The 25,942-nt window shown below is 68.7% G+C and carries 23 protein-coding genes and 1 pseudogene; 9 read left to right on the forward strand and 15 right to left on the reverse strand.

Annotation, left to right across the window (positions count from 1 at the left end):
• The first annotated feature begins 12 nt into the window (after positions 1-12).
• Complete coding sequence (locus ACODRX_RS17315) at positions 13-948, forward strand: LysR family transcriptional regulator ArgP (RefSeq protein ID WP_488872779.1); 936 nt, start codon at positions 13-15, stop codon at positions 946-948.
• A 3-nt stretch (positions 949-951) separates the two neighbouring features.
• Here ACODRX_RS17315 and ACODRX_RS17320 read toward each other — a convergent pair whose 3' ends face one another.
• From ACODRX_RS17320 to ACODRX_RS17335, 4 genes are all read right to left on the reverse strand, one after another.
• Positions 952-1,374, reverse strand: a complete 423-nt coding sequence (locus tag ACODRX_RS17320) for a universal stress protein (RefSeq protein WP_488872780.1) — start codon at positions 1,372-1,374, stop codon at positions 952-954.
• A gap of 115 nt (positions 1,375-1,489) precedes the next feature.
• Positions 1,490-2,266 carry a hypothetical protein gene (locus tag ACODRX_RS17325; RefSeq protein ID WP_488872781.1) on the reverse strand — a complete coding sequence of 259 codons (777 nt, stop codon included), beginning with the start codon at positions 2,264-2,266 and terminating at the stop codon, positions 1,490-1,492.
• Between the two features lie 146 nt (positions 2,267-2,412).
• Entirely contained in the window at positions 2,413-3,258 is an 846-nt protein-coding gene (locus ACODRX_RS17330; protein WP_488872782.1) for a metallophosphoesterase, read from the reverse strand.
• Between the two features lie 19 nt (positions 3,259-3,277).
• The gene (locus ACODRX_RS17335) at positions 3,278-4,255 is read right to left on the reverse strand and encodes a LysR family transcriptional regulator (RefSeq protein WP_488872783.1); all 978 of its coding nucleotides are present in this window, start codon (positions 4,253-4,255) and stop codon (positions 3,278-3,280) included.
• Positions 4,256-4,418: 163 nt separating this feature from the next.
• Here ACODRX_RS17335 and ACODRX_RS17340 point away from each other — a divergent pair, with 163 nt between their 5' ends.
• The gene (locus ACODRX_RS17340) at positions 4,419-4,856 is read left to right on the forward strand and encodes a hypothetical protein (protein ID WP_488872784.1); all 438 of its coding nucleotides are present in this window, start codon (positions 4,419-4,421) and stop codon (positions 4,854-4,856) included.
• Positions 4,857-4,906: 50 nt separating this feature from the next.
• On the opposite strand, the gene ACODRX_RS17345 is transcribed toward ACODRX_RS17340, so the two are convergent.
• On the reverse strand, positions 4,907-5,830 hold the full coding sequence (locus ACODRX_RS17345; RefSeq protein WP_488872785.1) for a LysR substrate-binding domain-containing protein: 924 nt from the start codon (positions 5,828-5,830) through the stop codon (positions 4,907-4,909).
• A 115-nt stretch (positions 5,831-5,945) separates the two neighbouring features.
• Here ACODRX_RS17345 and ACODRX_RS17350 point away from each other — a divergent pair, with 115 nt between their 5' ends.
• From ACODRX_RS17350 to ACODRX_RS17360, 3 genes and pseudogenes are all read left to right on the forward strand, one after another.
• The gene (locus ACODRX_RS17350) at positions 5,946-6,359 is read left to right on the forward strand and encodes a tautomerase family protein (RefSeq protein ID WP_488872786.1); all 414 of its coding nucleotides are present in this window, start codon (positions 5,946-5,948) and stop codon (positions 6,357-6,359) included.
• Positions 6,360-6,436: 77 nt separating this feature from the next.
• Positions 6,437-6,769 (forward strand): annotated as a pseudogene (locus ACODRX_RS17355) (IS3 family transposase); the annotation flags it as partial.
• 119 nt (positions 6,770-6,888) lie between these two features.
• A complete protein-coding gene (locus ACODRX_RS17360) occupies positions 6,889-8,442 on the forward strand; it encodes an RNA/DNA-binding domain-containing protein (protein ID WP_488872787.1) in 1,554 nt (517 codons plus the stop codon).
• A 155-nt stretch (positions 8,443-8,597) separates the two neighbouring features.
• Here ACODRX_RS17360 and ACODRX_RS17365 read toward each other — a convergent pair whose 3' ends face one another.
• The 3 genes from ACODRX_RS17365 to ACODRX_RS17375 all read right to left on the reverse strand — a co-directional run bounded on the left by ACODRX_RS17365 (position 8,598) and on the right by ACODRX_RS17375 (position 11,620).
• Entirely contained in the window at positions 8,598-10,469 is a 1,872-nt protein-coding gene (locus ACODRX_RS17365) for a phosphoenolpyruvate carboxykinase (GTP) (protein ID WP_488872788.1), read from the reverse strand.
• A 289-nt stretch (positions 10,470-10,758) separates the two neighbouring features.
• A complete protein-coding gene (locus ACODRX_RS17370) occupies positions 10,759-10,896 on the reverse strand; it encodes a hypothetical protein (RefSeq protein WP_488872789.1) in 138 nt (45 codons plus the stop codon).
• A gap of 112 nt (positions 10,897-11,008) precedes the next feature.
• Complete coding sequence (locus ACODRX_RS17375; RefSeq protein ID WP_488872790.1) at positions 11,009-11,620, reverse strand: LysE family translocator; 612 nt, start codon at positions 11,618-11,620, stop codon at positions 11,009-11,011.
• Between the two features lie 111 nt (positions 11,621-11,731).
• Here ACODRX_RS17375 and ACODRX_RS17380 point away from each other — a divergent pair, with 111 nt between their 5' ends.
• Positions 11,732-13,219, forward strand: a complete 1,488-nt coding sequence (locus ACODRX_RS17380) for an aminotransferase-like domain-containing protein (protein ID WP_488872791.1) — start codon at positions 11,732-11,734, stop codon at positions 13,217-13,219.
• On the opposite strand, the gene ACODRX_RS17385 is transcribed toward ACODRX_RS17380, so the two are convergent.
• The 4 genes from ACODRX_RS17385 to norR all read right to left on the reverse strand — a co-directional run bounded on the left by ACODRX_RS17385 (position 13,204) and on the right by norR (position 18,955).
• The gene (locus ACODRX_RS17385) at positions 13,204-15,690 is read right to left on the reverse strand and encodes a TonB-dependent siderophore receptor (protein WP_488872792.1); all 2,487 of its coding nucleotides are present in this window, start codon (positions 15,688-15,690) and stop codon (positions 13,204-13,206) included. The two genes, ACODRX_RS17380 and ACODRX_RS17385, sit on opposite strands and share 16 nt — an antisense overlap.
• A 147-nt stretch (positions 15,691-15,837) precedes the next feature.
• On the reverse strand, positions 15,838-16,794 hold the full coding sequence (locus ACODRX_RS17390) for a FecR domain-containing protein (RefSeq protein WP_488872793.1): 957 nt from the start codon (positions 16,792-16,794) through the stop codon (positions 15,838-15,840).
• On the reverse strand, positions 16,795-17,310 hold the full coding sequence (locus ACODRX_RS17395) for a sigma-70 family RNA polymerase sigma factor (RefSeq protein ID WP_488872794.1): 516 nt from the start codon (positions 17,308-17,310) through the stop codon (positions 16,795-16,797).
• 109 nt (positions 17,311-17,419) lie between these two features.
• Positions 17,420-18,955 (reverse strand): nitric oxide reductase transcriptional regulator NorR, encoded by a 1,536-nt coding sequence (norR, locus tag ACODRX_RS17400; RefSeq protein ID WP_488872795.1) that lies wholly within the window; start codon positions 18,953-18,955, stop codon positions 17,420-17,422.
• A gap of 160 nt (positions 18,956-19,115) precedes the next feature.
• Here norR and ytfE point away from each other — a divergent pair, with 160 nt between their 5' ends.
• The 3 genes from ytfE (at position 19,116) to azu (ending at position 22,632) form a co-directional block, all read left to right on the forward strand.
• The gene (ytfE, locus tag ACODRX_RS17405; protein ID WP_488872796.1) at positions 19,116-19,793 is read left to right on the forward strand and encodes an iron-sulfur cluster repair protein YtfE; all 678 of its coding nucleotides are present in this window, start codon (positions 19,116-19,118) and stop codon (positions 19,791-19,793) included.
• 10 nt (positions 19,794-19,803) lie between these two features.
• Positions 19,804-22,101, forward strand: coding sequence for a nitric-oxide reductase large subunit (locus tag ACODRX_RS17410; protein WP_488872797.1), 2,298 nt, complete (start codon positions 19,804-19,806; stop codon positions 22,099-22,101).
• A gap of 75 nt (positions 22,102-22,176) precedes the next feature.
• Positions 22,177-22,632, forward strand: coding sequence for an azurin (azu, locus tag ACODRX_RS17415; RefSeq protein WP_488872798.1), 456 nt, complete (start codon positions 22,177-22,179; stop codon positions 22,630-22,632).
• A 36-nt stretch (positions 22,633-22,668) separates the two neighbouring features.
• Here azu and ACODRX_RS17420 read toward each other — a convergent pair whose 3' ends face one another.
• The 3 genes from ACODRX_RS17420 to ACODRX_RS17430 are packed head-to-tail and all read right to left on the reverse strand — an operon-like array spanning position 22,669 to position 25,897.
• A complete protein-coding gene (locus tag ACODRX_RS17420; RefSeq protein ID WP_488872799.1) occupies positions 22,669-23,361 on the reverse strand; it encodes a response regulator in 693 nt (230 codons plus the stop codon).
• The gene (locus tag ACODRX_RS17425) at positions 23,358-25,337 is read right to left on the reverse strand and encodes a type IV pili methyl-accepting chemotaxis transducer N-terminal domain-containing protein (RefSeq protein WP_488872800.1); all 1,980 of its coding nucleotides are present in this window, start codon (positions 25,335-25,337) and stop codon (positions 23,358-23,360) included. The genes ACODRX_RS17420 and ACODRX_RS17425 overlap by 4 nt, the downstream gene beginning before the upstream one ends.
• Positions 25,334-25,897 carry a hemerythrin domain-containing protein gene (locus ACODRX_RS17430; protein ID WP_488872801.1) on the reverse strand — a complete coding sequence of 188 codons (564 nt, stop codon included), beginning with the start codon at positions 25,895-25,897 and terminating at the stop codon, positions 25,334-25,336. Before ACODRX_RS17430 ends, ACODRX_RS17425 begins: the two co-directional genes overlap by 4 nt.
• Between the last annotated feature and the right edge of the window lie 45 nt (positions 25,898-25,942).

The following is a 25,942-nucleotide window of genomic DNA, read 5'->3' on the forward strand; positions in this document are numbered from 1 at the left end:
CACTGCGGCTCCATGAGCAATTTGGACCCCGCCGCGCTGGAATGCTTGGCCGCCATCGTCGAGGAAGGCGGCTTCGAGAAGGCCGCGCTGCGCCTGCATGTGACGCAATCGGCCGTGTCGCAGCGCCTGCGCGCGCTGGAGGCGCAGGTGGGCTCGGTGCTGGTGGTGCGCAGCCGGCCGCTGAAGGCCACCGCTGCCGGGCAGCGCCTGCTCAAGCATGTGAAGCAGCTGCGCCTGCTGCGCGCCGATCTGGAGCGCGACCTGCAGGAGCTCGCGCCGCTGGCCCATGGCGACCAGGACAACGAGCGCATCTCCATCGCCATCAACGCCGACAGCATCGCCACCTGGGCGCTGCCCGCGCTGCAGGGGCTGGCGCAGCAGCGCCTGTCCCTGGAGGTGATCGCCGACGACCAGGATTTCACGCAGGACTGGCTGCGCTCCGGCGAGGTGCTGGGCTGCGTGACCACCCTGTCGCAGGCGCTGCGCGGCTGCCGCATGGTACCGCTGGGCGCGATGCACTACGTGGCGGTGGCCGCGCCGGGCTACGCCGCGCAGCATGTGCCGCAGGGCCTGTCGCGCGGCAATTTCCGCGACCTGCCCTTTCTCTCGTACAACCGCAAGGACGACATGCAGGCCGTGTTCGTGGCCCAGGCCATGGGGCTGCCGCGCGTGGACCTGCAGCACCTGTACCTGCCCAGCTCCGAAGGCCAGCTGCGCGCGGTGGCCGCCGGCTGGGGCCTGGGCGTGGTGCCCGAACTGCTGGCCCGCCCCGGCCTGGCCGACGGCAGCCTGGTCAACATCGCGCCCGCGCACGTGCTGGCGGTGGACCTGTACTGGCACTGCTGGAACCTGCAATCCGGCCTGCTGCAGGCGCTGACCGAGGCCATGCTGAGCACCGCGCGCGCCAGCCTGGAGCCGTCAGGGCAAACAGCCCCGGCGGCATGCTGAAACTCAGCGAATCAACAGCACCGGCACCTTGCTCGCCGCCAGCACCTGGGTGGCCACCGAGCCCACCACCAGCTTGGCCAAGGCACCATGGCCGCGCGTGCCCATGACCAGCAGGTCGTAGCCGCCCTCGTCCGCCACCCGGCTGATGGTCTCGCCGATCGGGCCGACCTTGCTCAGGCACTGCACCGCGACCTGGTGGCCCGCCAGGAACTCGCGCACCGGCGCCAGCACCTTCTGCGCCTCCTCGTCGAAATAGTCGGCCACCAGATCCTTGCTCAGCATCTTGGCGGCATGCGGCGGCAGCGGTGCGCTCACCGTGAGCGCGGTGTATTCGTTGCCCGCAGCCGCCCAGTTCGGATGGCTTACGAGGTATTCCAGCATTTTCTGGGTGTAGGCACTGCCGTCGACAGCCAGCAGAATTCGCATGTTCATGACTCCTGGGTTGGTGGGTGACCCACCAAGCATAGTCGCAAGACGGCGCCGCTGCGTTGATTCACGTCAGCTTCCAAGGGCATAGCATGCCTGATCCAGCCATGCAAGGCTATCGCGGCTCTTCATATGTCTCGAAGGCAAGATTGGCAACGCTGTTATCGGGATAGCTTCTCTTGTAATGGAAGGCCGTGTCTTTCAAGCGCGCCAGCGCATGCGGCCCCAGATGGCCCTCCAGCTCACTTTTGGGGAAGGAGTACATCATTGCGACGATCTCTCGGGGGTCCTCAAGATTATTGGATATAAGATCATTCAAATACACATGGAAATTGGCATCACTTCCATGAAAAACCCTTATCGCCTGCAGCCAGCTTCCATATGTGGAGATGGATGAAATACCCAGCTCACTAACAATGGGAGAAAACTTAGGCCGAGCATTCCCCAATAAATCCAGCACATCCGCGCTTTCTGCCATGGACAGTCTTTCGTATATTCCCATGGGGATCGAAAGATGAGAGAGCAGGACTGTCTTGCCGTATAAATTGTCAGAATTAAATATTTCATCAATAATTTCCTTGGGTTGACCGTAGTCAATTGACAAGACATGCGCCAGCTCGCCATAGTATTCATCGGAACTGATCAGATCCTTTTCATAGGCCTTTTTTATCAAGCCGACCGTGTCTTCGTAATTACCTGAGCGCCAATAATCAAAGAGCACGGCCCGAATTTCCGCGCGATCATCTCCCGTGCTGATTTTTTCGATCCTGTCATTCAACGCCGCCCCATCAGGCCCATCTCCATGGATACCGGAATTGCGCATGTAGAAAATGGCCAATGCAATGGCAGCCCCCATCAATAGGAAATAGATTATTTTCCTGGTCGTCCACATAGCAGTCTCCCTCCCTCGAATATTTCAACTGCGATTGCCCCGCGGGGCATACCAGCCCGCGCATCAATCCACGACCTCCGCCGAGGCGCGGCGTCAAGAACAATCCATCGGCGGCCGTGCGCCGCCCGCGCTCCTCCCCTCAAGGCTCAGACCGCCACGGTGAAGCCTGGCCGAAACCCCTCCTGCTCGCCCTTGCGCGCATAGCCCAGCGGGTTGGCCACCACGCGGCAGCGCCAGGGCCGGCCGTCGGCATGCGTGCCGCTGGCCACATAGTCGCTGGGCGCATGCAGGTGGCCGTGGATCCACAGGTCGGCATGGGGCAGCAGCGCATCGAGCTGGTTGCAAAAACCGGCCGTGCCCGGCGTGAGGCCGTAGCGCGGATCGGCGCTGCGCAGGCTGGGCGCGAAATGGGTGACCGCCACCGTCGGCCCGTCGAAGGGTTGGAGCAGCGCCGCGCGCAGCCAGTCCTGGCACCGCAGGGCCTCGTCGCGGATCTGCGCCGCCAGAAAGGGCTCGCCATGGCGCGTGGTGGCGGTCTTGCCCAGGTAGAAGTTGGCGGCCTTGTAGGCCTTCTCGCGCTGGCGCAGCAGGCTGCCCACGTCCTGCACGCCCGAGTGCAGCGCGATCGCGTCGAAGTCGCTCCACAGCGCGGTGCCGGCGAAGCGCACGCCGCCCAGCACATGCACGCCGCGCTCCAGCAGCACGATGCCCAGGCGCTCGCAGCAGGCGGCAAGCCGCTGGTAGGCCAGATCGAAATCCATGCCGTCGAACTCGTGGTTGCCCGGCACCATCAGCACCGGCACGGGCCAGCGCCCGCCGGCCGAGCGCGGGCTGAATTGCGCCAGCCCGAAATCATCGCCCGGCAGCCGCGAGCCGGGCTGGTATGAGCCGATGTCGCCGGCGAGCACCAGCACATCGGCGCCGGGCGCCGGCACGGCGCGGAAATGCGGATCGGTCTCCAGGTGCAGATCAGAGAGGACTTGCAGCTTCATGCCGCCATGCTAACCGCTGCTACAGCGGCAGCTCCTGGTCGGGGAAAGCGGCCTTGGTGGCGCGCTCCAGCGCCAGCAGCATCCACGCCAGCGCCGGCGCCGGGATATGCCGGCTGCGCGTGCGCCACAGCGCGTCCACGTGCACCGCCTCCACGCGCAGCGGCAGCGGCCGGCAGGCCAGCTGCCCGGCCAGGCCGATGATGGGCACGATGTGCCGCGGCAGCACGGTCAGCAGGTCGCTCTGGGCCGCCACGCGGGCGGCGGTGAAGTACTGGTTCACCGTCATCACCACGCGGCGCTTGCGGCCGATGGAGGCCAGGGCCTCGTCCAGAAAACCGAAGGGCTGGCCCGAGAAGCTCACCAGCAGGTGGCGCGCGCCGCAGTAGCGGTCGAGCGTGAGCAGGCCTTCGGCCAGCGGGTGGTCCTGCCGCATCACGCAGATGTATTCGCCGTCGTACAGGCGCCGGCTTTCGAAGTCGACCAGCGCGCCGGCCTGCGCGCGCGCGGTCATCTCGGCCAGCACGAAGGGGAAATAGCCCACGGCCAGGTCGGCCGATTCGGCGTCGAGCATGCCGCGCGGATCGCGCGTGGTCAGCGGCTGCACCTGGACGGAGACATGCGGCGCCTCGGCCTCCAGGATGTCCACCAGGTGCGGCAGCAGCGTGGCGGTGGTCGCATCGGCCATCGCGAGCACGAAGGCCTGGCGGTCGCGGGCCGCATCGAAGCTCTCGGGCGCAAAGGCCTGCTGCAGCCGGGCCAGCGATTCGCGCACCGCCGGCCACAGCGCATTCGCCAGCGGCGTCGGCGCCACGCCCTGGCCGCTGCGCACCAGCAGCTCGTCGCCCAGCACGTCGCGCAGGCGGCGCATCGCATTGCTGACCGCCGGCTGGGTGATGGCCAGCTTGTCGGCGGCGCGCGTGAGGCTGCGCTCGGTCATCACCTCGTCGAACACGCGCAGCAGGTTCAAGTCCAGGTTGCGGAACTGGTGGGTTTGCATGGCGGGCTCCTGGCGGGAAGGCCTATTCTCCCCTAATCATCACCAACATGAATGACAAGAATTCAAAATATAAATTTGAGATTGCATAGGGTAAACCCTAGAATACTTTCATCGCTTCCAAGGAAGCACTTTTTTGCAGGCCCGCAGGGCTTGCCCAGACATCATGAGCAACCATTTCTTCTACACCGATATCCCGACCGAGCACACCGGCGTGCAGCGTGTGGAACGCGCCGCCGAACATCTGCACGACACCTTCGCCAGCAAGCGCAGCGGCACCCGTCTGGTGCTGGCGGCACTGGTGGCCAGCGTGCTGGTGGCCAGCGAGTGGATCACCTCGATGGCGGGCAGCCAGCACTGGGTCGCCGGCTGGGCGCTGCTGTGGGTGGTGGCATTCGCCTCGATCGCCCTGCTGGCCGAGCCCGCACGCTCGCTGAGCGAAGGCCTGCGCGCCGTGCGCAAGAACTGGAACGAGCAGACCCGCCGCGCCGAGGAAGACGACCGTACCTGGAGCTACGCGCTGCTGGACGCCCGCCTGATGGCCGACCTGAACCGCGCCATGAGCGACACGGCGGTGAGCTTCAGCAACAAGTCCCGCGACTGAGTTTCAGCCGCCATCCTTGTAAAAAAGCCGCGGCCTGCCGTGGCTTTTTGCTATCCGTGCCCATCCTGGCCGGCACGGTATTGCGGTGGCGGCACGCAGCCGGGCTGCGCCAGCAGCCATTCGCAGAACCGGTCCAGCCGGGGCTGGCCGCGGCCGCCATCGCCCGCGCGGCGCTGCACCGCATAGTGGTAGCCCGAGGGCTGAAAGCCCCAGGGTGCCAGCAGCCGGCCGGCCGCCAGCTCGTCCATCACCAGGTGCCAGGGCGCGACCGCGATACCCAGGCCGCGCACCGCGGCCTCCAGCGTGAAGTAGTAATGCTCGAATTCGGTCCCACTGGCGGCGGTGGGCAGGTCCAGCGCCATCGAGCGGCACCACATCTCCCAGGCATTGCGCCGGGTGCGGGTGTGCAGCAGGGCCTGGCCGGCCAGATCGGCCGGCCCGCGCAGCCCGAGCCGCCCTGCCAGCGGCGGCGCCAGCACCGGGCCCAGCCACTCGGCGAACCAGGGCTGGCTGGCGATGTGCGCGCGCTCAAGCCCATCGTCCACCGTGATCGCCAGGTCGCAGCCGCCCTGCGCGGTATCCACTGGGGTGGTGCGCAGCCGCACCTCGATGCCTGGATGCAGGGTATGGAACGAAAAGAGCCGGGGAATCAGCCATTTGACGGCAAAAGTGCTGAAACAGCTCACATCCAGCGGCCCGCCGTCGTCATCGCTGATCTCGCGCACCGCGCTGTCGATCTGCCCGAAGGCCGCCGTCAGCGCCGGCAGCAGGCGCTGGCCGGCGGCGCTGAGCCGGGGGCGGCTCTTGCGGCCCTCGAACAGGGCCACGCCCAGGCTGCGCTCGAGCTGCTGCACCTGGCGGCTGACCGCGCCGGGCGTGACCGAGAGCTCCTCGGCGGCCGCCGTCATGCGGCCCAGCCTTGCGGCAGCCTCAAAGGCACGCAATGCGTTCAGGGGAGGAAGGCGATGCATCATTGAGTTTATTGCACATAGAAACTGCAAAGATATCGCTTTTGTGGCGGCGGGAATCTACAGAGAATCACGGCCTTGTTGCCATCCGGCGACAACGCCTTCCCAGAAAGACCCAGCCATGCCCTTCATCCGCACCAACCTACCCCAGGACACGCCGCAGGCCCAGCGCGAAGCCATCGTGCAAGGCATACACCAGGCGCTGGTCGACAGCATCGGCATGCCGCCCGACGAGCTGTTCAACATGGTCGCCGACTATGCCCCCAACCAGTTCTGGTGCAACCGCAGCTTCAACGGCATCCAGCGCTCGGAGCGGGTGGTGGTGGTCGAGATCACCATGCGGCGCGGCCGCAGCGACGCGATGAAACGCGAGCTCTATGCCGCCATTGCGCGCAACCTGCAGGCCGGTGCCGGGGTCGAGCCGGCGGACGTGCTGATCTTCACCCACGAGAACGACTATTCGGACTGGTCGGTCGGCCTGGGCCAGTTCGCCATGGGCCTGCACCAGCGGGTCGGCGGGGCCGATCCCCGCTGAAAAATGGCCCCCACGCTTGCTCACTGCGTGTAGCCGCTGCCCCCTGGAAAAACTGCTGGCCAGGGGCATCCCCGGGCAAGCACACCGGACTGATATTTCATAGCGACCGGGGCAGCCAGTATGCCAGCGAGGACTTCAGGGGCGTGCTGACAGAGTACGGCATCCAGACGCCCATGAGCCGGCGTGGCAACTGTTGGGACACGCCTGCAGCAAGACGCTGTTCGCTTCGTTGAAAGTGGAGCGGCTGCACAGCCAGCGCTTCGGAAAACGGCGCCAGGCCAAGGACGAGGTCATCGTCCTGGGTACTCTGGTACAACCGCGCCCGGCTACACTGCACGCTGGCGTATGTCTGCCCGATGCGGTTTGAGCAAGACTGGCATGCAGCTCAGGCTAAGCAAGCCAATTCGTAGCTCGGCGATGGGATACGGAATTCAGGGCAAGGTCACACAGGGCATCCGGTCCTGCTGCGGATGTGGGACAAGCGTCAGCGCAGCTACCGCGTCATGGGCTATCGAATCGAGGGAAGGCAATGACGATCACGAACCATAAGCTCCCCATCAACCTCACCGACCTGCTGCGCCAGCGCACGGTCGAGGGTGAGCGTATCGAGTACAAGGCCGGATGGAACCCGGACCCGATCATCCGCACGCTGTGCGCCTTCGCCAACGATTTCGAGAACCTGGGCGGTGGCTACGTGGTGATCGGCCAGGACTGCGACGCCAACGGCCAGCCCATCTTCCCACCGGTCGGCTTGCCCGACAGCCAACTCGACAAAATCCAGCGCGAACTGCTGGCGCACTGCCAGTTGATCCAGCCGCCGTATTTTCCGGTGTTGAGCCTTGAAGTCGTCGATGGCCGCAACCTCATCGTGCTGCAAGCGCCGGGCGGACAGACGCGGCCTTACAAGGCGCCGGAAGCGGTCACCGCGAACAAGAAAACGTGGCGTTACTACATCCGCCGCTACAGCAGCACGGTCGAGGCCAAGGGCGACACCGAGCAGGAGTTGCTGAGCTTGGCGGCCAAGGTGCCGTTCGACGATCGCTTCAATCAGTTCGCGCGTGTCGATGCTCTCTCCAAACCCTTGATGCAAGAGTTCTTGCAGGAAGTTGGCAGCGCGCTGCCGGCGGATGCGCCTGGGCTTTCCATCGAGGCGCTGGCTCGACAGATGAATGTGGCGGGCGGCCCCAGCGAATCACCGTGGCCCAAGAACGTGGGGCTGCTGTTCTTCAGCGAAACGCCGGAGCGGTTCTTCCCCGGCGTGCAAATCGACGTGGTCTGGTTCCCCGAAGGTGCGGGCGGCGCCCGCTTCGACGAGAAAATCTTCAAGGGGCCGCTGGCGCGGATGACGCGCGAGGCGCTGGGTTACATCCAGCGCAACTATCTGCACGAAACCGTCATCAAGCATCCGGATCGCGCGCAAGCCACCCGGCTCTGGAGCTTCCCCTATGCCGCCATCGAGGAGGCCGTGGTCAACGCGGTCTACCACCGGTCCTACGAGGAACGCGAACCCATCGAAGTGCGTATCAGCCACGATGAACTGACGGTCGTCAGCTACCCCGGCCCGGACAGATCAATCCGCATGGAAGACCTGAAGGCAGGCCGCGCCGTCAGCCGCCGCTACCGCAACAGGCGCATCGGCGAGTTCTTCAAGGAACTGGAGATGACCGAAGGCCGCTCCACCGGCATCCCGAAGATCCTGAAGGAGATGGCCGCCAACGGCTCGCCCGCACCGCTGTTCGAGACGGATGACGACCGGCTGGCGTTCGTCATCCGGCTGCCAAGGCACCCTCTGTCCCTCGTTCCATCTCCCGAAGTAACCCCCGAAGTAACCCCCGAAGTAACCCCCGAAGTTGGTCGTCTGCTGGCGGTGCTGCATGGCGAAATGAGCCGCGAGCAAATCATGACACTGCTGGGCCTGAAGGACGAAAAGCACTTCCGCGTCCGGTACCTGCAAGCCGCGATTGCTGCTGGCCTGATCGAAATGACGCTGCCCGACAAACCCCGCAGCAGCAAGCAACGCTACCGGCTGACAGCCATCGGACGGCAATGGCTGGAAGCGCATTCCAGCAGAGATTCGGACTGAAGCATCTACCAATCCTTGGTATGCAGCGCCAGCCTTCAGAGCGTGTAGCCGCTGCCCCCCGAGGGGCCGCTTTTTGCCTTGGGGCGGCCCGGCGGCAAAAAAAGCCTGCGCAAGGCAGGCTTGGTGCCGATGGGCGGGGCGGCGCAAAGCCGCCGTCAGGCCGCCAGGCGCTTTTCGAGGGCGGCCTTGGTGTCCAGCAGTTCCTGCGGCAGGCGCTGGGCCAGCTTGTCGAAGTGCTCGGTGTGCGACACCAGCTCCTCGGCCCACACGGCCTGGTCGATGCCGGTCACGGTCTCGAACTGCTCGGCGCTGAAATCCAGGCCGCTCCAGTTGATCTCGGCATAGCGGGGCGCCACGCCGAACGCGGTCTGCTCACCTTCGGCCTGGCCTTCGATGCGGTCCAGCATCCACTTGAGCACGCGCATGTTCTCGCCGTAGCCGGGCCAGACGAACTTGCCAGCCGCATCCTTGCGGAACCAGTTGGTGGTGTAGATGCGCGGCAGCGTCGCGCCGGCGGCCTGCAGCTTCTTGCCCAGGTTCAGCCAGTGGGCGAAGTAGTCGCTCATGTTGTAGCCCATGAAGGGCAGCATCGCGAACGGGTCGCGGCGCACCACGCCCTGCTGGCCGGCAGCGGCGGCGGTGGTCTCGGAGCCCATGGTCGCGGCCATGTAGACGCCTTCGGTCCAGTTGCGCGCCTCGGTCACCAGCGGCACGGTGGTGGAGCGGCGGCCGCCGAAGATGAAGGCATCGATCTTCACGCCGGCCGGATCGTCCCAGGCATCGTCCAGCGCCGGGTTGTTGGTGGCGGCCACGGTGAAGCGGGCATTCGGGTGCGCGGCCTTGGCGCCGGTTTCCTTGGCGATCTGCGGCGTCCAATCCTTGCCCTGCCAGTCGATCAGGTGCGCGGGCAGCGCCTTGCCCGGCGCGTCGGCCTCCATGCCTTCCCACCACACGTCGCCGTCGTCGGTCAGCGCGACGTTGGTGAAGATCACGTCCTTGTCCAGGCTGGCCATGCAGTTGGGGTTGGTCTTGTAGTTGGTGCCGGGCGCCACGCCGAAGTAGCCCGCCTCGGGGTTGATGGCGCGCAGGCTGCCGTCGGCCTGCGGCTTGATCCAGGCGATGTCGTCGCCGATGGTGGTGACCTTCCAGCCATCGAAGCCGGCCGGCGGCACCAGCATCGAGAAGTTGGTCTTGCCGCAGGCGCTGGGGAAGGCCGCGGCCACGTGGTATTTCTTGCCCTGGGGATTGGTCACGCCCAGGATCAGCATGTGCTCGGCCAGCCAGCCCTGGTCCTTGCCCATGGTGGAGGCGATGCGCAGCGCGAAGCACTTCTTGCCCAGCAGCGCATTGCCGCCGTAGCCCGAGCCGTACGACCAGATCTCGCGCGTCTCGGGGTAGTGCACGATGTACTTGGTCTTGTTGCAGGGCCAGCTGGTGGCATCCTTCTCGCCCGGCTGCAGCGGCGCGCCCACGGTGTGCACGCAGGGCACGAACTCGCCCTCGGCGCCGATCACGTCGTACACCGCCTTGCCCATGCGGGTCATGATCTTCATGTTCACCGCCACATAGGCGCTGTCGGACAGCTCCACGCCCACGTGGGCGATCGGGCTGCCCAGCGGGCCCATCGAGAACGGCACCACGTACATGGTGCGGCCTTTCATACAACCGTCAAAAAGCGGCTGTAGAGTAGCGCGCATCTCGGCAGGGTCCATCCAATTGTTGGTCGGGCCGGCATCGTCCTTGCGGGCGGAGCAGATGAAGGTGCGGTCTTCCACGCGAGCCACGTCCGACGGATCGGACCAGGCCAGGTAGCTGCCCGGGCGCTTGGCGGGATTGAGCTTCTTGAAGGTACCCGCGTCGACCAATTGCTGGCACAGGCGCTCGTACTCCTCTTGCGAGCCGTCGCACCAGTAGATGCGTTCGGGCTTGCACAGGGCCGCCATGTCGGCCACCCAGGCGATCAGCTTGGGGTTCTTGACGTAGGCGGGGGCTTGGATATCCACGCCGGGCTTGAAGCTTGCGTTCATCGTGATGCTTTCAAAAGTTGGAAACGGTTCATCAAAAACCGCCCGCAAGCGTTCACAGCATGAAAGAAGCAGGCCCTTTGATCAACCGTTTGGCCTCCGGCAAGCGGAGTCGGGCCCTCGATTCTAGGCCGGGCGCCTAAAAATGGTACAGCGGCATGGTCAAAATCTATGCATTTTATGCATTGATATATGCATTAATCTACACAGGCAAAATACCCCGGAAATGCCTGGAAAGGGCGCAAAAAAACCCGCCGAAGCGGGTGGTTCTGCTGCGGGCAGCAGGGCCGGATCAGGCCATGTGCACCGCGATGAAGGCCAGCAGGAACATCATGATCGCGCCGACCACCGGGATGACCACGGGAATGACCGGCACGATGGCCTCGACGGCGTCTTGCGGCTGGTGTTCGGGGGCATGGTCGTGGGACATCGGGCGTTCTCCAAATCTGGTTGTAGGCGCAGCGGCAGCTGCTGCATGCCGGCCATTGTAGCGAGCCGGGCCCGCGCATGCCAGCCCCAAGCACCGGCATCACGCGCCCACATCACGCCCGCAGCACCGGATAAAGCGACAGCACCAGCAGCGCGGCCATGCACCAGTTGAAGCGCTGCAGCGCCTGCGGCGTGCGCAGGGCCCGCCCCACCGCGCTGCCGAACAGCGTCCAGACGCTGACGCTGGGGTAGTTGACCGCGCCCAGCACCAGCGCGGCCAGCAGCAGGTTGGCGGCATAGCCGTCGCGCGGGGTGTAGGTGGCCACGATGCCGATGGCCATGATCCAGGCCTTGGGATTGACCCACTGGAAGGCCGCGGCCTGCCAGAAGCCGAAAGGCCGGGCGCCCGCCTGGCCCGCGTCCACGCGGCCGGCGCGGGCGATCTTCCAGGCCAGCCACAACAGATAGGCCGCGCCCAGGTATTTCAGCCCGAGGTAGACCCGGGGCTCGCGCTCGAACACCACCCCCAGGCCCGCGCCCACCAGCAGCAGCATGACGACCACGCCCAGGCTGATGCCCAGCATGTGCGGCACGGTGCGGCGGTAGCCGAAGGTGGCGCCGGAGGCGGTGAGCATCACATTGTTGGGGCCCGGCGTGACCGAGCTGACAAAGGCGAACAGGGCCAGGGGCAGGACAAAGGCGGCGGTATCGGGCAGCAGGAGCATGGCAGCAGGCGAAAAGAGGGAAAACAAGCGCAACGGCTTGCATGCTATGCGCATTCATCGGTACAGTTACAGTACACTTTTCCGGTTCAATCCATGAATTGGCCTGCCACTATGACCCAGACACTTTCCCCGCCCCACGCTGCGGCCGCCTGGGGCTGGCAGCCGGTGCGCACCGGCAGCCAGCCCCTGGTCGAGCAGTTGGTGGAACATTTTGGCGGCCGCATCCGCAACCACGGGCTGCGCGCCGGCATGCGCCTGCCGTCGGTGCGCGCGCTGGCCGGGCAGGCCGGCGTGAGCCGCGACACCGTGGTGCAGGCCTACGACCGGCTGGCCGCCCAGGGCCTGGTGCAATCGCGCCGCGGCGCGGGCTTTTTCGTCTGTGCGCAGCGGGCGGTGCCGGTGGCCGCGCCAGCGCCCGCGGCCACGCTGGCCCAGGGCGCGGCCTTTGATACGGCCTACCTGCTGCGCGGCATCTTCCGCGAGGACGCCGACGGCTCGGGCCATACTGGCAGCGCGGGCTGCCTGCCCGCCAGCTGGATGGACGAGGGCCTGATCAGCGCGGCGCTGCGCTCCATCCTCAAGCAGGGCCCGCGCGCGGAGCGGGGCCTGCTCGGCTACGGCCTGCCGCAGGGCTTCGCGCCGCTGCGCCGGCAGATCGCGTCCACGCTGCAGGCGCAGGAGGTGCCGGCCCACCCCGAGACGCAGCTGATGACGGTAAGCGGCGTCACCCACGGGCTGGACCTGATCGTGCGCTGTTTCCTGCAGCCCGGCGACACGGTGCTGGTCGAGGACCCGGGCTGGTTCCTCATCTTCGGCCGCCTGAACGCGATGGGCGTGAACGTGGTGGGCGTGCCGCGCCTGCCAGGCGGGCCCGACGTGCAGGCGCTGCAATCACTGGCGCAGCGGCACCGGCCCAAGCTCTTCATCCTGAACACCGCGGTGCACAATCCCACGGGGCTGAGCCTGTCGGCCGGCGTGGCGCACGAGGTGCTGCGCATCGCCGAGCGCCACGACTTCCTGCTGGTGGAGGACGACACCTATTCCGAGTTCCTGGGCGCCATGCCGCTGCGCCTGGCGGCCATGGACCGGCTGCAGCGCGTGCTGCTGGTGGGCGGCTATTCCAAGACCTTGTCGGGCGGGCTGCGGGTGGGCTATGTGGCGGCGCGGGCCGAGTTCATCCACCGGCTCACCGACCTGAAGCTGCTGGGCGGTCTGACCTCGGCGCTGCCCAGCGAGCAGATCGTGCACCGCATCCTGGCCGACGGCGCCTACCGCAAGCACGTGGACCGCCTGCGCGAGCGCGTGGACAAGGCGCGCAACCGCTGCCTGCGCCAGCTGGAGGCGCTGGGCTGCCCCGCGGTGCACGAGCCGGTGGCCGGGACCTTCGCCTGGGTCGACTGCGGCATGGATTCCGAGCAGCTGGCCCGCCAGGCCACCGAGCACGGCCTGCTGCTGGCCCCGGGCCTGCTGTTCTCGCCGCGCCAGGCGCCGTCGACGCTGCTGCGGATCTCGGTTGCCATGGCCGAGCAGCCCGCGGCCTGGAACACGCTGGAGCGGCTGCTCGGCAGGACCGGCCGGGCGTATCAGCGCGGCGCATAGCGCAGCGTGAGCATCAGGTTGCGCGGGTTGCCGTATTCGTTGCCGCCGTCGGTATAGTTGTAGCCCGGAATGTAGTAGCGCTTGTCCAGTAGGTTGTTCAGGTTCAGCGCCAGCTGCAGCTCGGGCGTGGCCTGCCAGGCCAGCCGCGCGTTCCAGATGGCGAAGCCGGGCACGGTGAACGAGCGCTCGTCCCCCACGGTGTGGCTTTGCGCGGTGACGCCGCCGCCCACGGACCACTGCTGCCATGCGCCGGGCGGGCGGTAGCTGCTCCATACGCGCAGCAGGTGGCGCGGCGTCCACTGGCTGAAGACCTTGCCCTGGTTGTCGGGATCGCTCAGGAACCGGGTGGTGTTGTAGGTGTAGCCCGCGGCCAGCTGCAGGCCGCGCAGCAGCTCGCCGCTGACCTCGGTCTCCACGCCCTGGCTGCGCACCTTGCCGGAAGACTTGGAGCAGTACCAGTCGTCGCAGGCGTAGCCGCTGCCGTAGTCGGTGACCGCGCGGTTGCGGTGGTCGTAGCGGAAGAAGGCGAGCGAGGTGTTGACCTTGCCACCCATCCATGCGCCCTTGACGCCCACCTCGTAGTTGCGGCCCACGATAGGCTTGAGTACCTCGCCCGCGGCGGTGCGCGCCGATTGCGGCTCGAACACGTCCGAATAGCTGGCATAGGCCGACCATTCGGGGGAGAGCGCGTAGATCGCGCCCAGATAGGGCGAGACCTTGGCGCTTTCCCGCATGGTGTTGGCGTAGCTGCCGTCCGCATAGGCATAGCGGTAGTCGTACCAGCTCAGGCGCGTGCCCGCCACCGTGGTGAGCCGGGGTGTGAGCTGCATGCGCCAGGTGCCATACACCCCCTTTTGCACGATGTCGTATTGCGTATGCCAGGAGCGCGAGGAGCTGTCGGCGTTCAGGCTGTCCCAGTCGATCTCGGGCCGGTCGTGGTCGATGGCGAAGATGTTGCCGCCATTGGTGAAGCGGCGCACATACAGGTCGTCGGAGCTGAAGTGCGCATAGTTGCCACCCAGCACCAGCTCGTGGCGCAGGCCGAAGGCATCGACGCGGCCGTCGATGAACGCATCCAGCCCCCAGCGCTTGCTGTGGAAGTTGGTCACCCAGTCGGCATAGGTCATGCCGCTGCCGTCGGCCAGCGCGCCGCTGCCGGTGGCATGCATGCGCTGGTGGGCCGAGCCGTTGCGCTCGCTCAGGTGCACCGCGGCGAACTTGAATTTCCAGGCATCGTTGAAGCGGTGGGCCAGGTCGGCGAACAGCATGGTCTGGTCGTTGGCCGCGCGATTCCACCAGGCGCCGGTGAAGGTGGAGCGCGGCAGGCCGATGTCGCTGCCGTCGTCGTAGCGCGGCAGGCCGCGCATCATCGGTCGGCCCCGGTTGCGGGTGTAGGCCAGGCCCAAGCCCAGCGTGGTGTCGGCGCCGATGTCCCAGTCCAGCGCGCCATAGAAGGTGCGCGTGTTCTGGTTCACATAGTCCACGAAGGAATGCCCGCGGTCCTCGCTGAGGATGGCGCGCCCGCGCAGGCTGCCGCTGGCGTTGAGCGGCCCGCCGGCATCGAGCTGCAGGCCGTAGCGGTCCCAGGAGCCGGCCTTCGTCGTCAGCGAAACCTGCCGCTGCGCGGTGCCGCGCTTGCGCACCAGGTTGACCGCGCCGCCCGGCGAGCCGGTGCCCTGCAGCAGGCCCGAGGCGCCGCGCAGCACCTCCATGCGGTCCCAGAAGACCATGTCCTCCGTGCTCCAGTTGCCCAGCGAGTAGATGTTGCGCGCAATGGGCACGCCGTCGTACTGCCAGTCGTCGATCTGGAAGCCGCGCGCGGTCAGCACCATGCCCGGCCCCACGCCCTTGGCGCCGACCACGCCGGTGACCGTGTTGGCGGCCTCGCGCAGGTCCACCACGCCCTGGTCGTCCATCTGCTGGCGCGTGAGCACGCTCACCGACTGCGGGATCTCCTGCAGCGCATGCTCGCCCTTGCCGATGGAGATCGCCGCCGCCGCATAGGACGCGCGGCCCTCGGTGGTGGCATTGGGCTCGGCCTGCGCCGTAACGCGCACCTCGGCCAGCATGGCGCCCGCGTCCACAGCTGCAGCGGGGCCGGCCTGCGGCGCGCGGCGCAGCGCAAAGCTGCCGCTGGCATCGCGCACCGCTTCGAGGCCCGAGCCCGCCAGCAGGCCGGCCAGCGCCTGCGGCACGCTCAGGCTGCCGCTGGCGCGGCCCAGCCCGGGCGTGCTCAAGCCGGCCACGAGTTCGGGCGCGAAGGTGATGAGCACCCCGGCCTCCCGCCCCAGGCGGTTGAGCGCCGCGCCGAGGGGCCCGGCGGGGATAGCGTAGCCGCGCACGGGCTCGGCGGCAGATGGCGCCGGCTGGGCCGCGGCGCTGCGCGGCAGGACGGCGCAGGTGGCCAGCCCGGCGCAGAACAGGGCCAGTACCGTGCCGCGCGGCACGGCGAAGAATGGGTGGTGGTGCATAGGCGTCCCTCGGATGATTTGCTGGTGGATGGATTCCGCAGGGCTTGACACGCGGCGCGGCCAGAATGGCCACCCGTGCCGGCGCCCCTGGCTCAAAATGGCCAGCAAAAACCTGGTGACCTACGCTTTACGCTATCTAATCAATAGCTATCCGCGATGCTCCACCACCACCCACCAGTGCGTGCGCCTGTGGATCTGCACCGGCAGCGAGCGCGTGAGCGCGGCCAGCACGCGGTCGGTATCGGCCAGTGGGTAGCTGCCCGAGACACGCAGCGCCGCCGCATCGGGCGCGCAGCGCAGCACGCCCGGACGGTGGCGCGCCAGCTCGGCAAGAAAATCGGCCAGCGGCATGCCGTCGGCCACCAGCATGCCTTCGCTCCAGGCTCCGGCGCCTTCCGGCAGCGGCTCGGCGGGGCGGACTGCGGCTGCGGTGAAGCCGCCCTGCTCGCCAGCCGCGAGGCGCTGCGCCGCCAGCGGTGCCTGCGCGGGCTGCAGCTCCACCGCGCCTTCAAGCACGGCCACGGTGGTCAGTCCCCCGCGCTGGCGCACCGTGAAGCGCGTGCCGATGGCACGCACCGTGCCCTCGGCCGTGCGCACGCGCAATGGGCGCCGGGCGGCATCGGGCGCGCTGCGCACCAGGATCTCGCCGGCGCGCAGCACGATCAGGCGTTCGGCATCGGTGTAGCGCAGGTCCACCGCGGTTGCGGTATTGAGCAGCAATTGCGTGCCGTCGGCCAGCACGGTTTCGCGCCGCTCGCCGGTGGCGGTGGACAAGTCGGCCGCGAGCTGCTGCCAGGTGCCGGTATGCCGCGCGGCCAGCAGCCCGCCCGTGCCGGTGGCAAGCAGCACCGCCAGCCGCACCGCGTGGCGGCGCGCGAGGCCGGGCGCCGCCAGGGTGCGCAGCGCGACGGGGGCGCCGACGCTGCGCAGCTGCCCGTCGACTTCGGCGATGCGCTGCCAGGCGCGCGCGTGCAGCGGATCGGCATCCATCCAGGCCTGCCACTGCCGGCGCGCTTGCTCGGTGCCGGCATCAAGTTCGAGCAGCCAGTGCACCGCCTCGCGCGCGACCTGCGGCGGGATGGGCGCGGTATCGGCGGGCGCCATTCAGCCGGCTTCTGCGAAGTAGCAGCGCTCGGCGGCGGCGGCCAGGTGGCGGCGCACCGTGGTGCGCGAGATGCCGAGCTGCGCGGCGATCTCCTCCTGGGTAAGCTCCTCCAGCCGCCACAGCAAAAAGGCCTTGCGCGCCGCCAGGGGCAGCCCGTCCAGCAGCCGATCCAGCGCGCACAGTGTCTCCAGCACCATCAGGCCCGCCTCGGGCGGCGGCGCCACCGGCTCGGGCAGCGTGGCCAGGGCGTCGAGGTAGGCACGCTCGATCTGCCGGCGCCGCAAGTGGTTGGACAACAGGCGCTGCGCAATGGTGGTGAGGTAGGCGCGCGGCTCGGCCACCTCATCGAGGCGCTGCCCGGTGGCGCTGAGCACGCGCACGAAGGTGTTCTGCGCCAGGTCGGCCGCATCCCAGGCGCAGCCGAGCTTGCGCCGCAGCCGCGCCACCAGCCAGCCGTGGTGCTGCAGGTACAGGGCCTGGGTGGCCCGGGAATGGACGGAGGAAGGCGCGGACATGGCGGGCGGCAATAATGAGAATGAATCTCATTTTATCCACGACTGCGCGCCGGGCACCCGCGCCGCCAGCCGGAGCGCCCAGCGGTTTCCCGGTCAAGGCGAGAACGCCTCATGCCTTGAGCCCGAGCCGGCGCGCCAGCTTGTGCAGGTTGCTCGCATCGATGCCGAGCGCGCGCGCCGCCTGCGCCCAGCTGCCGCCATGCTGCTGCAGCGCGGCGCGGATGCAGTCGCGCTGGCAGGCATCGACCGCGTCGCGCAGTGGCATGCCTTGCACCGCCTGCGGCGCCACGCCCTGCGGTGCCGCAGGCGGTGCCATGCCGGCATCGAGGTCGAGCAGCTCGGCGTCGAGCGTGACGATGTCGCTGCGCAGCGCGCCGCGGCTCAGCGCCTTGAGCGCGGCGCGGCTGATCACATGCTCCAGCTCGCGCACATTGCCGGGCCAGCGGTAGCGGCGCAGCAGCTCGTCGGCGGCGGCCGACAGGCGCAGGCCGCGCAGGCCCAGGCGCGCGCGGTTGAGCTCCAGGAAGCGCCCGGCCAGCAGCAGCACGTCGCCGCCGCGCTCGCGCAGCGGCGGAATCGGTATCGGGTATACCGACAGCCGGTGGTACAGGTCGGCGCGAAAGCTGCCTTCCTGCACGAGCTCGCGCAGGTTGCGGTTGGTGGCGGCGATCACGCGCACATCCACCTTGCGCGGCCGGTCGGCGCCCAGGCGCTGGATCTCGCCGTTTTGCAGCGTACGCAGCAGCTTGGCCTGGATGGACAGCGGCAGCTCGCCCACTTCGTCGAGGAACAGCGTGCCGCCCTCGGCCGCCTCGAAGCGGCCGGGCCGCTCGCTCAGCGCCCCCGAGAAGGCGCCGCGCGCATGGCCGAACAGCTCGCTCTCGGCCAGCGATTCGGGCAGGGCCGCGCAGTTCACATGCACCAGCGGCCGGCCGCCGCGCCGCGACAGGCGGTGCAGGCGGTGGGCGAACAGCTCCTTGCCCACGCCGGTCTCGCCCAGCAGCAGCACCGGCAGCTCGGTGTCGGCCACCAGCTGCAGCTCGTGCAGCAGGCGCGCCATGGCCTCGCTGTGGCCCACGATCTCGCCATCCTCGCGCGAGGGCGCTCCGCCCGCCGCTGCAGCGCCGGACTGCTGCGCGGCGCGCAGCGCCATCTCCAGCCGCGACACCCGCACCGCCGCCTCGATCAGCGGCCGCAGCTGCGCCAGCTCGCGCTGCGCCGCCGCGTCGAAGGTGCCCACGGTGAGCGCATCCAGCGTCAGCACGCCCCAGCGCTGGCCTTCCACATCCAGCGCCACGCCCATGCAGTCGTGCACCAGCAGCGGCTCGCCGGGGCGCTCGATCACCAGGCCGTCGTACGGATCGGGCAGGCCGCTGTCGTGGTGAAAGCAGGTGACTTCGCGCCGCTGCAAGATGGCCGCCAGGCGCGGGTGCTCCTTGATCGCGAAGCGCCGGCCCAGCGCATCGCCGACCAGGCCGTCCACCGCCATGGGCCGCAGCAGCTCGCCTTCGCCATCGAGCCGCAGCAGGGCCACCGCGCCGCAGCCAAAATGCAGGCGCAGCGTCTCGACCAGCCGCTGCTGGCGCACGGCCATGGGCAGTTCGGCGGCCAGGTCGGCCAGCAGCAAGACGTCTATCGCTTCCATGGTAATAAATACCCTTCAATGGTCTATTTAACCAATATTGCCAAAGGTGATTTTTACCATTAATTTTTCAGATCGTTGAATATACAGGTATTTTTTCTGGCGCGGCGATTGCATAGGTATGGATGTCAAGCCATTCATTCACCTGCGAGGAGTACCTGCCATGACCTATCTGGATCAATCGCTGGGCCAGCTGGCCCGCCGCATTCCCGGCGCCACGCGCCTTTTTGACCAGCACCACCTGGATTTCTGCTGCGCCGGCAACCGCACGCTGCGCACCGCGGCGCAAGAGGCCGGCATCGCGGCCGAGCCGATTGCCGATGAGCTGCAGGCGCTGCAGCAGCGCATGGACGACGCCGCGCCGCGGGACTGGAGCGCGGCCACCGACACCGAGCTGGTCGACCACATCCTCGCCCGCTACCACGCGGTGCACCGCGAGCAGCTGCCCGAGCTGATCCGCCTGGCGCGCCGCGTGGAGCAGGTGCACGGCGAGCGCGAGGACTGCCCGCACGGCCTGGCCGACCACCTGCAGGCCATGGCCCAGGAGCTGGAGAGCCACATGCGCAAGGAGGAGATGGTGCTGTTCCCGCTGATCGCGCGCGGCCAGGGCCGCATGGCCGGCATGCCCATAGGCGTGATGCGCATGGAGCACGACAGCCACGGCGCCGAGCTGCGCCGCCTGGAGGAGCTGACCAACCACATCACCCCGCCGCAAGCCGCCTGCACCACCTGGCGCGCGCTGTACCTGGGGCTGCGCACTTTCCGCGAAGACCTGATGGCGCACATCCACACCGAGAACAACATCCTGTTCGAGCGCTTCGCGCCCGCGCAGGTGCACTGAGGAGCACGCCATGGGTGCCTACAAAAAGCACTGGTTCACGCTGATCGCGCTGTGCATCGTGATGTTCTCGCTGCTGGGCTGGTTTGGCGCCGACATCTACCGCTCGGCGCCACCCATTCCGGCGCAGGTGGCCAGCAGCAGCGGCAAGGCCTTGTTCACCAGGGACGACATTCTCGACGGCCAGACCGCCTGGCAATCGGTGGGCGGCATGCAGCTGGGCTCCATCTGGGGCCACGGCGCCTACCAGGCGCCCGACTGGACGGCCGACTGGCTGCACCGCGAACTCGCCGCCTGGCTCGACCTGGCCGCGAAAGCGCAGCACGGCAAGCCCTATGCCGAGCTGACCGAGGGCCAGCAGGGCGCGCTGCGCGCCGAGCTGAAGGCCGAGTACCGCGGCAACCGTGCCGACCAGGCCGGCCGGCTGGTGGTAAGCGAGCGCCGCGCCCAGGCCATGGAGCAGACCGCCGCATACTACGAGCAGTTGTTCTCGGATGCGCCCGCGCTCCACAAGAGCCGCGAGAGCTTCGCGATGAAGGAGAACACCCTGCCCAGCGCCGAGCGGCGCCGCCAGCTCACGCATTTCTTCTTCTGGACCGCCTGGGCCGCCGCCACCGAGCGCCCGGGCACGCATGTGACCTACACCAACAACTGGCCGCACGAGCCGCTGATCGGCAACACGCCCAGCAGCGAGAACGTGGTCTGGTCGATCGCCAGCGTGGTGGTGCTGCTGGCCGGCGTGGGCTTTCTGGTGTGGGGCTGGTCCTTCCTGCGCCGCCACGATGAGCCGCAGCCCGCCGCGCCCGCACGCGATCCGCTCACCGCCTTCGCCCTCACGCCTTCGCAGCGCGCGCTGGGCAAGTACCTGTTCCTGGTGGTGGCGCTGTTCGTGTTCCAGGTGTTCATCGGCGGCTTCACCGCGCACTACACGGTGGAGGGCCAGCAGTTCTACGGCATCGACGTGTCGCAGTGGCTGCCCTACGCGCTCACCCGCACCTGGCACATCCAGAGCGCGCTGTTCTGGATCGCCACCGGCTTCCTGGCGGTGGGCCTGTTCCTGGCGCCGGTCATCAACGGCGGCAAGGACCCGAAATTCCAGAAGCTCGGCGTGGATGTGCTGTTCTGGGCGCTGGTGTTCGTCTGCGTGGGCTCGTTCGTGGGCAACTACCTGGCGATCGCGCAGAAGATGCCGCCCGAATGGAATTTCTGGCTCGGCCACCAAGGCTATGAGTATGTGGACCTGGGCCGGCTGTGGCAGATCCTCAAGTGGGTCGGCATTCTGCTGTGGCTGGTGCTGATGCTGCGCGGCGTGCTGCCCGCCCTCTTTGCCCGCCACGCACCGGGCAAGAAGGAGGACAAGAACCTGCTGGCGCTGCTCACCGCCTCGGTGGGCGCCATCGGCCTGTTCTATGGCGCCGGCCTGTTCTATGGCGAGCGCACCAGCCTGTCGGTGATGGAGTACTGGCGCTGGTGGGTGGTGCACCTGTGGGTGGAGGGCTTCTTCGAGGTCTTCGCCACCACCGCGCTGGCCTTCGTGTTCAGCAGCATGGGGCTGGTGTCGCGGCCCATGGCCACCTCGGCCAGCCTGGCCTCGGCCTCGCTGTTCCTGCTGGGCGGCATTCCGGGCACCTTCCACCACCTGTATTTCGCGGGCACGACCACGCCGGTGATGGCGGTGGGCGCGGCCTTCAGCGCGCTGGAGGTGGTGCCGCTGATCGTGCTCGGCCACGAGGCCTGGGAGAACTGGCGCCTCAGGGGCCGCGCGCCCTGGATGGAGAACCTCAAGTGGCCGCTGGCCTGCTTCGTGGCGGTGGCCTTCTGGAACATGCTGGGCGCGGGCGTCTTCGGCTTCATGATCAACCCGCCGATTGCGCTGTACTACATCCAGGGCCTGAACACCACGCCAGTGCATGCGCATGCCGCGCTGTTCGGCGTCTACGGCTTCCTGGCGCTGGGCTTCACGCTGCTGGTGCTGCGCTATGTGCGCCCGCAACTGGTGTTCAGCGACACGCTGATGAAGACCGCCTTCTGGGGCCTGAACGCCGGGCTGGTGCTGATGATCGCCACCAGCCTGCTGCCCATCGGCATCATCCAGTTCCACGCCAGCGTGAGCGAGGGCCTGTGGTGGGCGCGCAGCGAGGCCTTCATGCAGCAGCCGCTGCTGCAGACCCTGCGCTGGGTGCGCACCTTCGGCGACGTGGTGTTCATCGTGGGCGCGCTGGCCATGGCGCTGCAGGTGGTGCGGGGGCTGGCGGGCGGCGCGGCCCGGCCGCATGCGCCCGGATTGCGGCTCGAAGGCGCGCGACATTGATCCAGATCCAAGCCGCGCCCGCCGCGGTTTGGCAAACTATGCGTTTGCCTGCTTTTTCAACCTGGGAGAAAAACCATGAAATTCCGCACCAACCTCGCCCTGCTGCTGGGCACGCTGCTGGCCGCACCCGCCGCCATGGCCGCCGCCTGCGACGTGGCGATCGAGGGCAATGACGCGATGCAGTTCAACAAGACCAGCATCGCGGTGCCGGCCAGCTGCAAGCAGTTCACGGTGAACCTCAAGCACGTGGGCAAGCTGCCCAAGGCCGCCATGGGGCACAACTGGGTGCTCACCAAGGCCGCCGACATGCAGGCCACCGCCACCGACGGCATTCCCGCCGGGCTGGACAAGGACTATGTGAAGCCCGGCGACAGCCGCGTGATCGCACATACCAAGGTGCTCGGCGGCGGCGAGTCCGCCTCGGTGAGCTTCGACGTGTCCAAGCTCAAGAGCGGCGAGAACTACGCCTGGTTCTGCTCGTTCCCGGGCCACTCGGCCATCATGAAGGGCACGCTCACGCTGGCGAAGTAAGCGCCCCTGCACCTTTCGGGGACGCATCGCGGGCCGTCAGCCGCGCCCGCGCCCCTCGGTCAGCAGCACCGCCGCCTGCACGCGCGAGGAAAGGCCGAGCTTGCGCAGGATGTGCTGCACATGGATCTTCACCGTGGTCTCGGCGATCGCCAGGCTGCGGGCGATCTCCTTGTTGCTGGCGCCGGCCGCGATCTCGCGCAGGATCTCGTGCTCGCGCGGCGACAGCTGCTCCAGCGGGTCCGCCGGCGCGGCGGCCGGCTCAGGCGCCGGCGGCTGCGGCTGCCGGGCCTGCAGCGCGCTGACCAGCTTGTCCGTCATCTCCATGCTCACCGTCGACTGGCCGCGCAGCGCGCGCTCGATGGCCGCGACCAGCACCTCGCTGTCCGCCGTCTTGAGCAGGTAGCCGTGGGCGCCGCGCTGCAGCGCCAGGGCCAGCGTGTCGGCATCCTCGCTGACGGTGAGCATCAGCACCCGCGCGGCCGGCGCGGCCTCGCGCAGGCCGGGCAGCAGGTCCACGCCGCTGACGCCGGGCAGGTGGTGGTCGAGCAAAATCACGTCGGGCTGCAGCTGCGCCGCGCGGCGCAGCGCCTCGCCGGCATCCGCCGCCTCGCCCACCACCTGCAGCTGCGGCTGGGTGGCCAGCAGCGCGGTGACGCCGCGCCGAAACAGCGGGTGATCGTCGACCACCAGCAGCCGTATGGCGCTGGCCCGGGGGGTCTGCATGCTCATGGCGGCATCCTTTCCGATTCGGCCAGTGCGGCCGCGGGCTGCGGGCCCGGCAGCGGCGGCAGGCTCAGGGTCACGCAGGTGCCGGCGCCGGGCACCGAGGCGATATCGAGCGCGGCGCCGATGCTGGCGGCGCGCTCGCGCATGATGCGCAGGCCCACATGCGTCTCGTCCAGCGCCGGGGCCGCGTCCTCCATGCCACGGCCGTCGTCGCGCACCTCCACCACCCACTGCGGCGCCTGCTGCACGTCCACCCACACGGCATGCGCCTGGGCATGCTTGCGCACGTTGGACAGTGCCTCCTGCACCACGTGCAGCACCTGCACCTGCACGTCGGGCGGCAGTGCCATGCCCTCGCCCTCGATGCTCAGCTGCGCGGGCAGCCCGGTCTGGTGCTCGAACTTGGCCAGCGTGGTGCGCAGCGCGGGCGCGATGTCCTCGGCATTGGTGCGGGTGCGAAAGTGCAGCAGCAGCTCGCGCACGTCGGACAGGCTCTCGCGTATGCCCGCATCCAGCTCCGCCAGCCGGCCCTGCACGCGCTCGCCAGCCTCGGGCGCACGGGCGATCTCGTCGCGCAGCAGCGCGGCCTGGATCTTGAGAAAGGCCAGGCCCTGCGCGATCGAATCGTGCAGCTCGCGCGCCAGCAGGCCGCGTTCATCGGCCACCGCCGCCTCGCGCTGCAGGGCATCGGCGCGCAGGCCCTCCATGCCGCCGGCCAGGTGGCTGGCCAGCGCATCGAGCAGCGCGCGGTCGTCGGCCGCCAGCTCGGTGGGCGCGCGGAAGAACAGGTCGATCTCGCCCAGCATGCGCTCGTGCAGCCGCACCGGCACGCTCAGCACGCAGGCGAAGCCGGCGCGTCGGCATTGCCCGGCATCCGCCCGGCCGGCGCTCCAGGGCGCGCCGCCGCGCCAGTCGTGCAACGCCACCAGCCGGGTCCTGGCCTGCGCCTGGGGCTGGCCGCAGAAGCAGTCGCCGGTGGGCACGCAGTGCTCGGCCGCGACCATCTCGTGCGGCAGCCCTTCGGACGCCAGCAGCACATAGCGGCGGTTGTCTTCGTCGCACCAGCGCACGGCCACCGCATCGGCCCGGGCGACGTAGCGCGTCTGCGCGGCAAAGCCCTGGGCCAGCGCCTGCAGCGAGTCGGACTGGGCCACCAGCGCCGCGCCCTCGTACAGCGCCGCCAGCCGGGCGCGCTCGGCCTGCAGGCGCTCGGTCTTTTGCTGCACGCGGCGCTCCAGGCTGGCATACAGGTCCTGCAGGCGCACCGCCATGCGGTTGAAGCCCCGGGCCACCGCGCCGAACTCGTCGCCGCCATCGGCCGGCACGCGCGCGGACAGGTCGCCCGCCTCGACGCTCGCCAGCGCGCCCTGCAGCCGCGACAGCGGGCCAAATACCAGCAGCTGCGCCGCATACAGCAGCGCCATGGCGGCCACGATGGCCAGCGCCATCATCGCGAACTGGGCGGTATTGAGCAGCGTGGTCCAGCGCGCCAGCTGCCTCTCTATGGTGCTGACCAGGCGGTCGATGCCGCCCACGAATTCCTCGGCCTGGCGCGCAACCGCGGCCGACTGCGCCGCATCGCCGCCCGCGGGCTGGGCAGGCAGCTGCCGCCAGGCGGCACGCAGCTGCTGCCAGCGCTGCTGCACCGCCGCCAGCGCGGCGCGCGAGGCCTCGTCGCGCGGCACGGCGAGCGGGCGCACGGGGTCGCCCGCCTGCAGCAGGGCCAGGCTGGCGTCGAAGCGGCGCAGCAGCGGCTCCAGGCGCTGCGGATCGCCCGAGGGCAGCGCCTGCGCCAGCTGCCAGGTCTGCATGCGCATGCGCCCGGCTTCGTTGATCGCGGCGGCGCCGCCTTCGAGCGACCAGGTGAGCCGCAGCGTCAGGCCGATGGCGGCCAGCGCCAGCACCAGCAGCGCGCAGCCGATGGCGCCGATCTTGACCGCCAGCGGGCGCCGTGGCGCCTCGGTGCCGTCCGCGCTCATGGCGCCGCGTCCGGGTAGCGGGCGCCGCGGCGGCGCGCCATGTCGCGGCCCATCGCGGCCTGCTCGGGCAGGCCCAGGCGCGAGCGCGCCTCGGGGTAGGCCAGGGCCTCTTCGACCTGGATGTGGCGGGCATAGAGCGCCGCGAACTCCGCCCAGCGCCGGCGCGCCGCCGCCAGCGCCGGGCCCTGCGGCGCATGCCCGGCCTGCACCGCCTGCAGGTCGGCGCGGATGCCGGGCCACAGCAGCGCCATCTGCTCGTGCTCGGCATGCAGGGCATCGGCCAGCGCGGCCTGGCCGGCGGCCCTCAGCGCGGGAAACACATGCCGCTCCTCGTCGTCGTGGTGCAGCGGCGCGGCCAGGTCGAAATAGCGCTGCACGTCGGCCGCCGCGTCGCGGGCCTGCCCGTCGGCATCCTCGCTGCCACGCTTGGCAAGGTGTTCGCCCAGCCGCTGCAGCAGTGCCAGCGTGCGCTGCACCCGGCCGTGGCAGGCATGCAGCATGCCGAACGGCTCGTCGAAGCCGGCGGCAGGAGGGGTATGCAGTTGCAGGGTCACAGCCATGGATTGTCGCTGCCGGCCGCTGGATCAGGCGCGGGGCGAGCGCCG

It is taken from the genome of Comamonas sp. FG99 (genome assembly GCF_057808605.1).